The sequence below is a fragment of the Streptantibioticus parmotrematis genome, from assembly GCF_019890615.1.
Lineage (GTDB): Bacteria > Actinomycetota > Actinomycetes > Streptomycetales > Streptomycetaceae > Streptantibioticus_D > Streptantibioticus_D parmotrematis.
This window is the reverse complement of sequence record NZ_JAINVZ010000018.1, coordinates 36525-49847: the sequence shown is the minus strand read 5'-3', so window position 1 is coordinate 49847 and position 13323 is coordinate 36525. Positions and strand designations below refer to the sequence as shown.

The following is a 13323-nucleotide window of genomic DNA, read 5'->3' as shown; positions in this document are numbered from 1 at the left end:
CTGCCGGCCACGAGCCGGACCGCCACCCGCTTCCCCGCCCCGGTGGACACCGCGTTGCGCACGGCCGGGTGGCGGCCCGGGCGCTGGGACATCAAACAGGCCGAGATCTGGGCCGACCACCTGCGCGCCCACGTCTCCCCCGGCGGCCACCGGCACGCCGTCTTCCCCGCCGCCGTCGAGGCGTGGGCGGAGTTCGGCGCGCTGTCCATCGACGCGAACGGTGCCAAGGGCGTGGAGATCGCGCCCGGCGGCCTGCTGGTCGACCCGTTGCGCGGCCTGCACCTGGCCCGCACCTTCGGCGACCTCGGCCGAGCCCTGGACACGGAGGTGTGCCCGCTGGGCGCCGAGCCGGACGGCGGCGCGCACGTCGCCGTGGACGTCGAGGGCCGCGTCTACGCCCTCGACCACACCGGCGACTGGTACCTGGGCGACACGATCGACCAGGCCCTCACGACGCTGCTGACCGGAACACGGCCGGTGCGGCTGACGACGGGATGAGGGCGGGTGGCGCGAGCACGGCGGACCCCGGGAGGCTCAGCGCGGGCACGGCGCACCCCGGGAGGCTCGGCACGGGCACGGCGCACCCCGGGAGGCTCAGCGCGGGCCGCCCGGCGGGGCTCAGCGCGTGCCGCCCGCCGGGATGACCGCGGAGACCCGGAAGCCGCCCGCGCGGTTCGGGCCCGCGACGAAGCCGCCGCCCAGCGCCGCGACGCGCTCCTTCATGCCGACCAGCCCGTTGCCGCCGCTGGGCAGGCCCGCCGACGGCTGCCCGTCCGGCGGTCCGTTCTCCACCAGCACCGCGACCTCCTGCGAGCGGTAGGCCACCCGCACCAGCGTCTTCGCGCCCACGGCGTGCTTGTGGACGTTGGTCAGCGCCTCCTGCACCACCCGGTACGCCGTCCGCTCCACGGGCGCCGCCAGCGGACGCCGGTCGCCCTCCTCGGACAGCGACACCACCATCCCGGCCGCCCGCGACTGCTCCACCAGCACCCCGAGCTGCGCCAGGCACGGCCCGGCGCCCTCCTCCCGCGCCGCCTCCGGCCCGGCGTCGTCGCCCAGCGGGACCAGCCCGGCCGCCGGGGCCGCCTCGGGAGCGGGGGCTGGAGCTGGAGCGGGCGGCACCGCCGCGGGCGCCGCCGCCGGGGCCACCGCGCCGGTGCGCAGCACGCCCAGCATCTGCCGCAGCTCGTTCAGCGCCTGCCTGCCCATGTCGCCGAGCAGCTCCGCGCTGCCGATCGCCCGGTCCGGGTCCTCCCGTACGACGGTGCGCAGCGCGGAGGCGTGCACCACCATCAGGCTCACCCGGTGCGCCACCACGTCGTGCATCTCCCGGGCGATGCGGGTCCGCTCCTCGATGCGCGCCCGCTCCGCCCGCTCCCCCGCCTTCTCCGCCAGCAGCGACAGCTCCCGCTCCAGGTCGTCCGCCCGCTCCCGCAGCGTCTCCACCAGGCGGCGGCGCGCCCCCACGTACAGCCCCAGCAGCACCGGCGGGGCGGTCAGGCCCACCGCCACCAGCACGGCGATCGCGAACGCCCACAGCGGCGAGGTGTAGCCCCGGTGCACCAGGTTCCGGTTCATGTCGACGAACGAGACGATCAGCGTGCCGCCCACCGTCATCGCCACCAGCGACACGATGATCCGCCGCGGCACGTCGGACGCCGCCAGCGTGTACAGCGACACCAGCCCCAGCACCACGCCCATCTGCGCGGGCGTGACCGCCAGCGCGATCAGCACCACCGCTATCGGCCAGCGCCGCCGCAACAGCAGCGTCGCCCCGACCACCAGCCCGAGCACCACGCCCAGCGGCACCGGCAGCCCGTTGCCGTGCGCGAACGTGGCGCCCTCGGCCCCGCACTCCAGCGCCGACACCGTTGCCAGGACCGCGTCCAGCACCAGGCTCCGCCACCTGGGCCACCACCACGGCCCCGTGCCGGCGGTGCGCCCGGGCACCCGCGACACCGTTTCCCCCGTCGTCGTCATACCTGCCAGCGTAAGCGGCCCCCCGGCCGGCCCCCTCAGCCCGGGCTCCGGCCGCCGCGCTGTCCAGCACATATCCTGTCCCCGTCGGACAGCGCGGTCCGCAACGTCAGCCGTCCATCACAAGGACTCGCAAGGAGCCGCACCTGTGAGCACAGCCGACAACACCCACGACCGGACCGGTTCCCCCACCGGAGCCGCCGCCCCCGAGACCGCCGACAACGCCGCCCTGCGCGCCGACATCCGGCGACTGGGCGAACTGCTCGGCGAGACCCTGGTGCGCCAGGAGGGCCGGGAACTGCTGGAGCTGGTCGAAGAGGTCAGGGCGCTCACCCGCAGCGACGGGGAGGCCGCCGCCGCGCTGCTGCGGGAGACCGACCTGCCGACCGCCACCAAGCTCGTGCGGGCGTTCTCCACCTACTTCCACCTCGCCAACGTCACCGAACAGGTGCACCGCGGCCGTGAGCTGCGCGCCCGCCGCGCCGTCGAGGGCGGCCTGCTGGCCCGCACCGCCGACCGGCTCAAGGACGCCGACCCCGAGCACCTGCGCGAGACCGTCAAGCACCTCGGCGTCCGTCCCGTCTTCACCGCCCACCCCACCGAGGCCGCCCGCCGCAGCGTCCTGAACAAGCTGCGCCGCATCGCCGAGCTCCTCGACACCGAACCCGGCGCCGACGGCGACCGCCGCCGCCACGACCTGCGGCTCGCGGAGAACATCGACCTGCTGTGGCAGACCGACGAACTGCGCGTCGCCCGCCCCGAGCCCGCCGACGAGGCCCGCAACGCCGTCTACTACCTCGACGAGCTCCACCAGGGCGCGGCAGGCGACGTCCTGGAGGACCTCGGCGCCGAACTCGAACGCATCGGCGCGCCCCTGCCGCCCGGCAGCCGCCCGCTGACCTTCGGCACCTGGATCGGCGGCGACCGCGACGGCAACCCCAACGTCACCCCGCAGGTCACCTGGGACGTGCTGATCCTCCAGCACGAGCACGGCATCACCGACGCCCTGGAACTCGTCGACTTCCTGCGCGGGGCCCTGTCGAACTCCATCCGCAACTGCGGCGCGACCGACGAGCTCCTCTCCTCCCTGGAGAACGACCTCGCCGCCCTCCCCGAGATCAGCCCCCGCTACAAGCGCCTCAACGCCGAGGAGCCCTACCGCCTCAAGGCCACCTGCGTACGCCAGAAGCTGGTCAACACCCGCGAACGGCTCGCGAAGGGCACCCCGCACGCCGAGGGCCGCGACTACCTGGGCACCACCGAACTGCTGCGCGACCTCACCCTGATCCAGGACTCGCTGCGCGCCCACCGCGGCGGACTGATCGCCGACGGCCGCCTGGAGCGGACCATCCGCACCCTGTCCGCCTTCGGCCTCCAGCTCGCCACCCTCGACGTGCGCGAACACGCCGAGGCCCACCACCGCGCCCTCGGCCAGCTCTTCGACCGCCTCGGCGAGGAGTCCTGGCGCTACGCCGACATGCCCCGCGACTACCGGCGCAGGCTCCTCGCCAAGGAACTGCGCTCCCGCCGCCCGCTGTCCGGCACCCCCGCCCCGCTCGACGCCGACGGCACCAAGACCCTCGGCGTCTTCCACACCGTCCGCGAGGCCTTCGACCGCTTCGGGCCCGAGGTCATCGAGTCGTACATCATCTCGATGTGCCTCGGCTCCGACGACGTCTTCGCCGCCGCCGTCCTCGCCCGCGAGGCCGGACTGATCGACCTGCACGCCGGCGTCGCCAGGATCGGCATCGTGCCGCTGCTGGAGACCACCGACGAGCTGAGGATCGCCGACAAGCTGCTGGAGGAGATGCTCTCCGACCCCTCCTACCGCAAGCTCGTCTCGCTGCGCGGCGACGTCCAGGAGGTCATGCTCGGCTACTCCGACTCCTCCAAGTTCGGCGGCATCACCACCAGCCAGTGGGAGATCCACCGCGCCCAGCGCCGCCTGCGCGACGTCGCCCACCGCTACGGGGTGCGGCTGCGCCTCTTCCACGGCCGCGGCGGCACCGTCGGCCGCGGCGGCGGCCCCTCCCACGAGGCGATCCTCTCCCAGCCCTGGGGCACCCTCGAAGGCGAGATCAAGGTCACCGAGCAGGGCGAGGTCATCTCCGACAAGTACCTCATCCCGTCACTCGCCCGCGAGAACCTCGAACTGACCGTCGCCGCCACCCTCCAGGCCTCCGCCCTGCACACCGCGCCCCGCCAGTCCGACGAGGCGCTGGCCCGCTGGGACGCCGCGATGGAACAGGTCTCCGAAGCCGCGCACGGCGCCTACCGGCGCCTGGTGGAGGACCCCGACCTGCCCGCCTACTTCTTCGCCTCCACCCCCGTCGACCAGCTCGCCGAACTCCACCTCGGCTCCCGCCCCTCCCGGCGGCCCGACTCCGGCGCCGGACTCGACGGACTGCGGGCGATCCCCTGGGTGTTCGGCTGGACCCAGTCCCGGCAGATCGTGCCCGGCTGGTTCGGCGTCGGCTCCGGCCTGAAGGCCGCCCGCGAGGCGGGACTCGACGCGGTCATCGACGAGATGCACGAACGCTGGCACTTCTTCCGCAACTTCCTGTCCAACGTGGAGATGACCCTCGCCAAGACCGACCTGCGCATCGCCCGGCACTACGTCGACACCCTCGTGCCCGACGACCTCAAGCACGTCTTCGCCGACATCGAGGCCGAACACGCCCTGACCGTCAGCGAGGTGCTGCGCATCACCGGCGAGGACGACCTGCTCGACTCCAACCCGGTGCTCAAGCAGACCTTCCACGTCCGCGACGCCTACCTCGACCCGATCTCCTACCTCCAGGTCGCCCTGCTCGACCGCCAGCGCAAGGACGCGGCCGAAGGCGCCGAGCCCGACCCCACGCTGGCCCGCGCCCTGCTGCTCACCGTCAACGGTGTCGCCGCAGGTCTGCGCAACACCGGCTGACGCCGAAACCGCCGGTGGCGGTGCCGTACGCGCCAGGACCTCACCCCAGCGCGAACGGCACCGCCACCAGCAACACCCCCGCGAGCCCCGACAACCACGCCGTACGCCGCATCCGCAGGCCGAACCCCACCACCAGCGCCGCCAGCAACAGCGCCCCGGCCAACGGCCGCAACGCGAACAGCACACCGGCAGGACCGGTCCGCACCACCTTGGCGGTGCCCGGCTCGACCACCACCGGGAAGCGCTGCCCTGTGCCCCGGGTCACCAGCCGGTCCACCGACACCCTCGCCAGCGGCGGCTGCGGCCCGCTCGGTGCGAACGGCCCCGAACACGACGACGCCCCGCACGCGGTCACCGTCATCGTGCCGCGTTCCAGACCCGACGCCACCGCGTCCCGGCCCGAACTCCACGACACCCAGGCCCCCGCCGCCAGCACCAGCACCGCCAGGGCCGCCACCACGACCACCCTCGTCAGCAGCAGCAGACCCCAGGCACTCTCACCCAGCCGCCGGATCAGGCTCCGTTTCCGCATGCGCGCGATCCTTGGGGATCGAGGCCGCGGGGGTCAACAACGGTTGACGCATACAGCCTCATACCCCGCACAACTACACCGCACAACGAGCCGCCCACGCCCGTCCGCCGGCCGCTCCGCCGTCGACCGCTCGGTTGTCGACCGCTCCGCCGTCGACCGCCCCGCCATTGACCGCTCAGTTGTTGTACGTGCTCTGCGCCCGTTCCAAGCCGTCCTCGATCAACGACTCGACCGCGTCCGCCGCGCGGTCCACGAACCACTCCAGCTCCTTGCGCTCCACCGAGGAGAAGTCCTTCAGCACGAACGACGCCACCTCCATCCGCCCCGGTGGCCGCCCAATCCCGCACCGCACCCGCAGATACTCCGGACCCAGCGACTTCGTGATCGACTTCAGGCCGTTGTGACCGTTGTCACCGCCGCCCTTCTTCAGCCGCAGCGTCGCGTAGTCGATGTCCAGCTCGTCGTGGACCGCGATGATCCGCTCCGTCGCCACCTTGTAGAAGTCCCGCAACGCCGTCACCGGACCACCCGAGACGTTCATGAACGACATCGGCTTCGCCAGCACCACCCGCTGCCCGCCGATCCGGCCCTCCACGACCTGCGCCCGGCTCTTGTGCGCCTTGAACCGGCCACCGATCCGCTCCGCCAGCAGGTCCGCCACCATGAACCCGATGTTGTGCCGGTTGCCCGCGTACTCGGGACCGGGATTGCCCAGCCCCGCCACCAGCCACGGCCCCTCGGCCTCCGCGGTACCACGCATGCTCACGCCCACCTTCTCCTCCCGGCTCCTGACGCCCCGCAGGACCGTACGACACGACGAACCGCCGCCCGGACAACACCGGACGGCGGTTCGCGGAAAACAGGCGACACGCCCCGCGCGGCAGGACCCTCAGGCCGCCGCGCCGCGCGTCACTCAGGCCTCGTCGCCCTCGGCGGGAGCCGCCGCCTCGGCACCCTCCTCGGCCTCGGCCTCCTCCTCGGCCGGAGCCTCGGCCTGCGCCGCCACGATCTGCAGCACGACCGCGTCGTCCTCGACGGCCAGCGAGGTGCCCTTCGGCAGCTCGATGTCCTTCGCCAGGATCGACGCGCCGGCCTCCAGGCCCTCCACCGAGACGGTGACGGACTCCGGGATGTGGGTGGCCTCGGCCTCGACCGGCAGCGCGTTCAGCACGTGCTCGATCAGGTTGCCGCCCGGGGCCAGCTCGCCCTCGACGTGCACCGGGATCTCGACGGAGACCTTCTCGCCCCGCTTGACCTGCAGCAGGTCGACGTGCTCCAGGAAGCCCTTGATCGGGTCCTTCTGCACGGCCTTCGGGATGACCAGCTCGGACTTGCCGTCCACGTCGAGGCTGATCAGGACGTTCGGGGTCTTCAGCGCGAGCATCAGCTCGTGACCCGGCAGGTTGACGTGGACCGGCTCGGCGCCGTGACCGTAGATGACGCCCGGGACCTGACCCGCGCGACGGATGCGACGCGCGGCGCCCTTGCCGAACTCGGACCGCACACCAGCGGTGATCTTGACCTCAGCCATGTCAGCACTCCTCGTGGATGACGACGGATATGTACAACGATCTGCCGCTCGGTCCACGACGGACCTGCTCCGAACCCGCAACTCGCACTCTCGAAAGCGCGTCGATAACGGAGACCGCGCACGGTCTCCCTCGCCGAGCAACCCCGCGATTCTACCCGCAGCGGCGGGGTGCCCGTTACCACGGCCGAGGGGGCGGAGGCGACCGGCGCCTCCGCCCCCTCGGGCAGACCATGTCCCGCGTGTGTCAGTGCGCGTCGTCGAACAGGCTCGTCACCGAACCGTCCTCGAACACCTCACGGATCGCACTCGCGATCATCGGCGCGATCGACAGCACCGTGATCTTGTCCAACTCCAGCTCACCCGGCGTCGGCAGGGTGTCGGTGAACACGAACTCGCTCACCTTGGAGTTCTTCAGCCGGTCAGCCGCCGGACCCGACAGCACACCGTGCGTCGCCGTCACGATCACGTCCTCCGCACCGTTGGCGAACAACGCGTCCGCCGCGGCGCAGATCGTGCCACCGGTGTCGATCATGTCGTCCACCAGCACACAGATGCGGCCCCTCACGTCACCGACCACCTCGTGCACGGTGACCTGGTTCGCCACATCCGGGTCACGCCGCTTGTGCACGATCGCCAGCGGCGCGCCCAGCCGGTCGCACCAGCGGTCCGCGACCCGCACCCGGCCCGCGTCCGGCGACACGATCGTCAGCTTCTCGCGGTCCACCTTCGTGCCCACGTAGTCCGCCAGCAGCGGCAGCGCGAACAAGTGGTCCACCGGGCCGTCGAAGAAACCCTGGATCTGGTCGGTGTGCAGGTCCACCGTCAGAATCCGGTCCGCACCCGCCGTCTTGAACAGGTCCGCCATCAGCCGCGCCGAGATCGGCTCCCGGCCGCGGTGCTTCTTGTCCTGCCGCGCGTAGCCGTAGAACGGCACGATCACGGTGATCCGCTTCGCCGACGCACGCTTCAACGCGTCGATCATGATCAACTGCTCCATGATCCACTTGTTGATGGGGGCCGTGTGGCTCTGGATCACGAAGGCGTCGCAGCCTCGCGCCGACTCCTCGAACCGCACGTAGATCTCGCCGTTCGCGAAGTCGAAGGCCTTGGACGGCACCAGCTGAACACCCAGCTTGTGCGCCACCTCCTCCGCCAGCTCGGGGTGGGCGCGGCCGGAGAAGAGCATCAGCTTCTTCTCACCGGTCGTCTTGATCCCGGTCACTGCACAGTCTCCTAGGTGATTCGACTGGTGTTCGACGCAGCTTCACCCGCGGATGGGCGAGCTGGCGGAAATATGTGCACCCCACACGGTACGCCCCGCGCGACGCGCTCGGATACCCGGGCGAAACGGATCATGCCCAGGTCACTCGCCCCGTTCGGCCCTCTCCGCCGCCTTCGCGGCACCGCTCCCGGGCCGCTTACGGACCACCCAGCCCTCGATATTGCGCTGCTGGCCACGGGCGACCGCCAGCGCACCCGACGGCACGTCCTTGATGATCACAGAACCGGCCGCCGTGTAGACACCGTCCCCGACTGTGACAGGCGCCACGAACATGTTGTCCGCACCCGTCTTGCAGTAGCTGCCCACCGTCGTGTGGTGCTTGTGCTCACCGTCGTAGTTCACGAACACGCTCGCCGCACCGATGTTGGTGTGCTCACCGATCGTCGCGTCCCCCACGTACGACAGGTGCGGCACCTTCGTGCCCTCACCGATCGAGGCGTTCTTCATCTCCACGTACGTGCCCGCCTTCGAGCCACGCGCCATCCGCGTCCCCGGCCGCAGGTACGCGTACGGGCCCACGCTGGCCTCCGGGCCGATCAACGCGCCCTCCGCCACCGTGAAACTCACCTTCGCGCCCTCGCCCACCTCGGTGTCCGTCAGCGTCGAGTTCGGGCCCACCTGCGCACCGGCCGCCAGCCGCGTCGCACCCCTCAGCTGGGTCCCCGGGTGCACCACCGTGTCCGGTTCGAACTCCACCGTCACGTCCACCCACGTCGTCGCCGGGTCCACGACCGTCGTCCCGGCCAGCATCGCGTCCCGCAGCAGCCGGTCGTTGAGCATCCGGCGCGCCTCGGCCAGCTGCACGCGGTTGTTGATGCCGGCGACCTCGCGGTGGTCCGCGGCGAGCGAGGCGCCCACCCGGTGCCCGGCCGCCCGCAGGATCGCCAGCGTGTCGGTCAGGTACTCCTCGCCCTGCGCGTTGTCGGTGGTGATCTTCGACAGTGCCTCCGCCAGCAGCTTCGCGTCGAACGCGAACACACCCGAGTTGATCTCCCGGATCGCGCGCTGCGCGGCGTCGGCGTCCTTCTGCTCGACGATGCCGGCGACCGAGCCGTCCGCCTCGCGCACGATGCGGCCGTAACCGGTGGCGTCCGGCACCTCGGCGGTCAGCACGGTCACCGCGTTGCCGTCGCGCTCGTGGGCACCGGCCAGCTCGCGCAACGTGGCGGAGGTCAGCAGCGGGGTGTCGCCGCAGGTGATCACCACGGTGCCGTCGAGCGCCACGCCGTCGGCGGCCAGCGCGTCCAGGGCGGTGCGGACGGCGTGACCGGTGCCGTTCTGTTCCGCCTGGACGGCGGTACGGGCGGCGGGGTCGATCTCGGTCAGGTGCGCGACGACCTGCTCGCGGGCGTGGCCGACGACGACGACCAGGTGCTCGGGGTCCAGCTCGCGGGCCGCGGCGGCCACGTGGCCCACCAGGGAGCGGCCGCAGATCTCGTGCAGCACCTTGGGGGTCGCCGACTTCATGCGGGTGCCCTCACCCGCGGCAAGGACGACGACGGCAGCCGGTCGGATGGGGCTCACGGGGAGGCTCCTCGGCGTTCGGGGGGTGGATACCCGCAGGATACCGAGGGGTTACGTGGGCGCCCATACGGGAGGGGGGCGACCGGCCACGCGAAGGGCCCCGGTCAGCCGACCGGGGCCCTCACTCGAACCTGATGCTCCCGGAGGAGGACTCGAACCCCCATTCAACGGACCAAAACCGTTTGTCCTACCTTTAGACGATCCGGGATGGATCGCGCGCTATGTCCGAATTGGCAATTCGATCTCGCGCGCAGCCCCTACTATGCCGTACCACCAGCCTTCGATGCGACGGTATAGGTCAGCACTTCCACGCACGTCCACGACCAGGCATCCCCGGTAACCCTCACCCACGTTCTTACGCACCGTTCTCGGGTTGTGCCGTTTGAGCGTCGTCTTGGAGAGCGCGGACACGTCGACGCCGACCAGCCCCGCCCAGTACCGCTCCGCCCCGGCGACGTCAGCGGACTCGTGGATCATCACCCGGAAGCCCAGCCGCTCCGGTGCGACCCCGAGCAGCGCGAGCCAGGCCAGGTAGACGCTAATCATGCCCGGATCGCTGTTGACGAATATCGCGCGCTCCTTCAGCCGGTAGGACTTGCTCTTCGAGCCCTCAGCCCAGTAGAGCCCGACGCCCAGCAGGAACAGCTCTCGACCTTCCAGACTCCCGATCTCGGCTGCGGCAGCGGTCTTGGTGCGCTCGCGCAGGAGGCGCGCCTCCTCCCGGCGCGGGCCCCACCTCGCCTCCGCCATCATCCGCACGTGCTCGGCGACCGGGGTTCGCCGGGGCGGCCTCGGCAGGTCCCTCACCCACAGCGACACCGAGCTCTTCGAAACGCCCAACACCTCCACGATCTCGTCATACGTCTTCCCCTCTCCTCGTAACTCCCGCGCCCTCGTGCGCAGTTCGGTCTTCGCGGCGGTCATGGAACAAGCGTTCACCCCGCCCCCGCCGACACGCCAGACGTTCGGCGGTCGACCACACGATCGAGTGGCTTCACCCGTCCGGGCGTGACCTGGGCGGATGGAAGTCGTGCGGAAGTCCGGGGCCGCAGCCTTGATGACCTTGAAGAGCGGGCACGTATGCCCGAGGCGCCGCGTGCGCGGTGCTGGGCCGGGTGGGCCGGGCCCTGCCATACTTACGGCGACGTAGGTTACGGTCCCGTAGGTCCGTAAGACATTCCCGCACCCCCGAGGGACATTCATGACCACACAGCCGGACGTGATCACCGAGCCCCGGGATCCCGGGCCCGCAGCCGAGCAGGCGCTGCCGAGCGCGACCCTGGGCGCCGACAGCAAGGGGTCGGTCGAGCAGATCACCTTGGCGCTGTTCATCGGCGTCCCGTTCGTCGCGCTCGTCGCGGCGATCCCGATCGCCTGGGGCTGGGGCATGAGCTGGCTCGACCTGGGCCTGATGGTGTTCATGTACTTCCTGGGCTGCCACGGCATCACCGTGGGCTTCCACCGTTACTTCACCCACGGCTCGTTCAAGGCGAACCGCCCGCTGCGCGTGGCGCTGGCGATCGCCGGGTCGATGGCGGTGGAGGGCCCGGTCGTGCGCTGGGTGGCGGACCACCGCAGGCACCACAAGTTCTCCGACGCGGAGGGCGACCCGCACTCGCCGTGGCGTTACGGCGAGACCGTTCCGGCCCTGCTCAAGGGGTTGTGGTGGGCGCACATGGGCTGGATGTTCGACGAGGAGCAGACGCCGCAGCACAAGTACGCGCCGGATCTGATCAAGGACTCGGCGATCCGGATGGTGTCGCGGCAGTTCGTGCTGTGGACGACGGTGTCGTTGCTGATCCCGCCGCTGGTGGGTGGCCTGGTGACGATGTCGTGGTGGGGCGCGGCGTCGGCGTTCTTCTGGGGTTCGCTGGTACGGGTGGCGTTGCTGCACCACGTGACGTGGTCGATCAACTCGATCTGTCACGCGGTGGGCAAGCGTCCGTTCAAGTCGCGGGACCGTTCGGGGAACGTGTGGTGGCTGGCGGTGCTGTCGTGCGGTGAGTCGTGGCACAACCTGCACCACGCCGACCCGACGTGCGCGCGGCACGGTGTGATGCGCGGCCAGATCGACTCCAGCGCGCGGATCATCCGCTGGTTCGAGAAGCTGGGCTGGGCGTCGGACGTGCGCTGGCCGAGCGCGGAGCGGATCGCCTCCCGGCGTAAGGAAGACGTCGCCGAGGCGGCATGATGGTGCCCGTGGCGACGGACGGGATGGCGGGCAGGGCGGCGGGCGGCGGTACGCGCAGGGCGGCGTCGTCGCGGGGTTCCTCCGGGGCGAGGGGTTCCGCAGGTCGCGGTGCGTCGTCGGGGGCGTCGTCGGCCGGTGCGGGGGTGCCGGTCGGGTCGCCGGGGGGTTCGTCGCCGGGTGGTCGCAGGACGCGCCGGGTGCGGATGACGGGTGCGCAGCGGCGTGAGCAACTGCTCGATGTCGGGCGGCAGTTGTTCGCGGAGCGCGGTTTCGAGGGCACGTCGGTGGAGGAGATCGCGCACAAGGCGGGGGTCTCCAAGCCGGTGGTGTACGAGCACTTCGGTGGCAAGGAGGGCTTGTACGCGGTCGTGGTGGACCGTGAGATGCGGCTGCTGCTGGACATGGTGACGAGTGCGCTGACCGGGGGTCATCCCCGGGAGTTGCTGGAGCAGGCGGCGTTCGCGTTGCTGGACTACATCGAGCAGTCGACGGACGGTTTCCGCATCCTGGTGCGGGATTCGCCGGTGGCGCAGTCGACGGGGACGTTCGCGTCGTTGATCAGTGACATCGCGACGCGGGTGGAGGACATCCTCGGCGAGGAGTTCAAGCAGCGGGGTTTCGAGCCGAAGCTGGCGCCGATGTACGCGCAGGCGCTGGTCGGCATGGTGGCGTTGACGGGTCAGTGGTGGCTCGACGTGCGGCGCCCGAAGAAGGCGGACGTGGCGGCGCATCTGGTGAATCTGGCGTGGAACGGGTTGTCGGGTCTTGAGCCGAAGCCGCGCCTGATAGGGCACCGCAAGGCGTGAGCGGGGGCGGCGGCCCGCTTTCCTGACGCGTGGCGGGTGCGCCGGCTGACGCGTGGGCCGCCTGTTGGCACGTGAGGCGTCGGCTCGTTCACGCGTCGATCGGTTCGAGGAACTCGATGCGGTTGCCGTACGGGTCGTGCGCGTAGAAGCGGTGGTGGCCGGGGAGGTTGTCGTCCCAGGTGACGGTCGCTCCGCGTTCGGTGAGGCGTCGCGCGTAGGCGTGGATGGCGGTGACGCGCAGTCCTGGGTGGGCTTTCCTGGCGGGTGTGAAGTCCTGCTCGACGCCGATGTGGAGGTGGACGGTTCCGGCCGTGAACCAGCATCCGCCGCGGGCGGCGAGTGCGGGTGGTTTGGGGATCTCGGTCATGCCGAGGACGTCGCGGTAGTAGCCGCGCAGGGTGTCTTCGCTGCCGGGTGGGGCGGCGAGTTGGACGTGGTCCAGTGCGGTGATCACGGTGTCGGTTTCCTGAGTTCGTAGGGCTTACGGGTTCGTAGGGCTTACGGGTTCGTCGGGTTCGCGGGGCGGGCGTGGCGCGGGCGGCGCGGCCGGTGCGGGC

At 71.3% G+C, this 13323-nt stretch carries 12 protein-coding genes and 1 tRNA gene; 4 read left to right on the top strand and 9 right to left on the bottom strand.

Annotated features, from left to right (window positions below; all coding sequences use genetic code 11):
* Window positions 1-498: an SUKH-3 domain-containing protein gene (locus tag K7472_RS23140; protein ID WP_222980539.1), complete on the top strand. Its 498-nt coding sequence runs from the start codon at window positions 1-3 to the stop codon at window positions 496-498.
* A 120-nt stretch (window positions 499-618) separates the two neighbouring features.
* Here the strand turns inward: K7472_RS23140 and K7472_RS23135 are convergent, their stop codons facing one another.
* Entirely contained in the window at window positions 619-1980 is a 1362-nt protein-coding gene (locus K7472_RS23135) for a sensor histidine kinase (protein WP_222980455.1), read from the bottom strand.
* Between the two features lie 145 nt (window positions 1981-2125).
* On the opposite strand from K7472_RS23135, the gene ppc reads away from it, so the two are divergent.
* The gene (gene ppc / locus K7472_RS23130) at window positions 2126-4900 is read left to right on the top strand and encodes a phosphoenolpyruvate carboxylase (RefSeq protein ID WP_222980454.1); all 2775 of its coding nucleotides are present in this window, start codon (window positions 2126-2128) and stop codon (window positions 4898-4900) included.
* Between the two features lie 40 nt (window positions 4901-4940).
* On the opposite strand, the gene K7472_RS23125 is transcribed toward ppc, so the two are convergent.
* The 7 genes from K7472_RS23125 to K7472_RS23095 form a co-directional block, all read right to left on the bottom strand.
* A complete protein-coding gene (locus K7472_RS23125; protein WP_222980453.1) occupies window positions 4941-5432 on the bottom strand; it encodes a hypothetical protein in 492 nt (163 codons plus the stop codon).
* A 175-nt stretch (window positions 5433-5607) separates the two neighbouring features.
* Window positions 5608-6192, bottom strand: coding sequence for an aminoacyl-tRNA hydrolase (gene pth, locus K7472_RS23120; RefSeq protein ID WP_222980452.1), 585 nt, complete (start codon window positions 6190-6192; stop codon window positions 5608-5610).
* 153 nt (window positions 6193-6345) lie between these two features.
* A complete protein-coding gene (locus tag K7472_RS23115; RefSeq protein WP_222980451.1) occupies window positions 6346-6963 on the bottom strand; it encodes a 50S ribosomal protein L25/general stress protein Ctc in 618 nt (205 codons plus the stop codon).
* Between the two features lie 244 nt (window positions 6964-7207).
* Window positions 7208-8185 (bottom strand): ribose-phosphate diphosphokinase, encoded by a 978-nt coding sequence (locus K7472_RS23110; RefSeq protein WP_222980450.1) that lies wholly within the window; start codon window positions 8183-8185, stop codon window positions 7208-7210.
* Between the two features lie 141 nt (window positions 8186-8326).
* Window positions 8327-9769, bottom strand: coding sequence for a bifunctional UDP-N-acetylglucosamine diphosphorylase/glucosamine-1-phosphate N-acetyltransferase GlmU (gene glmU, locus K7472_RS23105; protein ID WP_222980449.1), 1443 nt, complete (start codon window positions 9767-9769; stop codon window positions 8327-8329).
* A gap of 137 nt (window positions 9770-9906) precedes the next feature.
* Window positions 9907-9977 (bottom strand) — tRNA-Gln (locus K7472_RS23100).
* 11 nt (window positions 9978-9988) lie between these two features.
* Window positions 9989-10792, bottom strand: coding sequence for a hypothetical protein (locus tag K7472_RS23095; RefSeq protein ID WP_372458030.1), 804 nt, complete (start codon window positions 10790-10792; stop codon window positions 9989-9991).
* A 178-nt stretch (window positions 10793-10970) separates the two neighbouring features.
* Between K7472_RS23095 and K7472_RS23090 the strand changes: the two genes are divergently transcribed.
* Window positions 10971-11960: an acyl-CoA desaturase gene (locus K7472_RS23090; RefSeq protein ID WP_222980447.1), complete on the top strand. Its 990-nt coding sequence runs from the start codon at window positions 10971-10973 to the stop codon at window positions 11958-11960.
* 23 nt (window positions 11961-11983) lie between these two features.
* A complete protein-coding gene (locus K7472_RS23085) occupies window positions 11984-12766 on the top strand; it encodes a TetR family transcriptional regulator (protein WP_372458029.1) in 783 nt (260 codons plus the stop codon).
* An 88-nt stretch (window positions 12767-12854) separates the two neighbouring features.
* Here the strand turns inward: K7472_RS23085 and K7472_RS23080 are convergent, their stop codons facing one another.
* Window positions 12855-13220 carry a VOC family protein gene (locus K7472_RS23080; RefSeq protein ID WP_222980446.1) on the bottom strand — a complete coding sequence of 122 codons (366 nt, stop codon included), beginning with the start codon at window positions 13218-13220 and terminating at the stop codon, window positions 12855-12857.
* Window positions 13221-13323 lie beyond the last annotated feature (103 nt).

What these genes read in the sequence shown, in the direction of transcription:
- K7472_RS23135 (WP_222980455.1), bottom strand. Translation starts at nt 1,980, where the DNA reads ATGACGACGACGGGGGAAACGGTGTCGCGGGTGCCCGGGCGCACCGCC.
- K7472_RS23125 (WP_222980453.1), bottom strand. Translation starts at nt 5,432, where the DNA reads ATGCGGAAACGGAGCCTGATCCGGCGGCTGGGTGAGAGTGCCTGGGGT.
- pth (WP_222980452.1), bottom strand. Translation starts at nt 6,192, where the DNA reads ATGCGTGGTACCGCGGAGGCCGAGGGGCCGTGGCTGGTGGCGGGGCTG.
- K7472_RS23115 (WP_222980451.1), bottom strand. Translation starts at nt 6,963, where the DNA reads ATGGCTGAGGTCAAGATCACCGCTGGTGTGCGGTCCGAGTTCGGCAAG.
- K7472_RS23090 (WP_222980447.1), top strand. Translation starts at nt 10,971, where the DNA reads ATGACCACACAGCCGGACGTGATCACCGAGCCCCGGGATCCCGGGCCC.
- K7472_RS23085 (WP_372458029.1), top strand. Translation starts at nt 11,984, where the DNA reads ATGGCGGGCAGGGCGGCGGGCGGCGGTACGCGCAGGGCGGCGTCGTCG.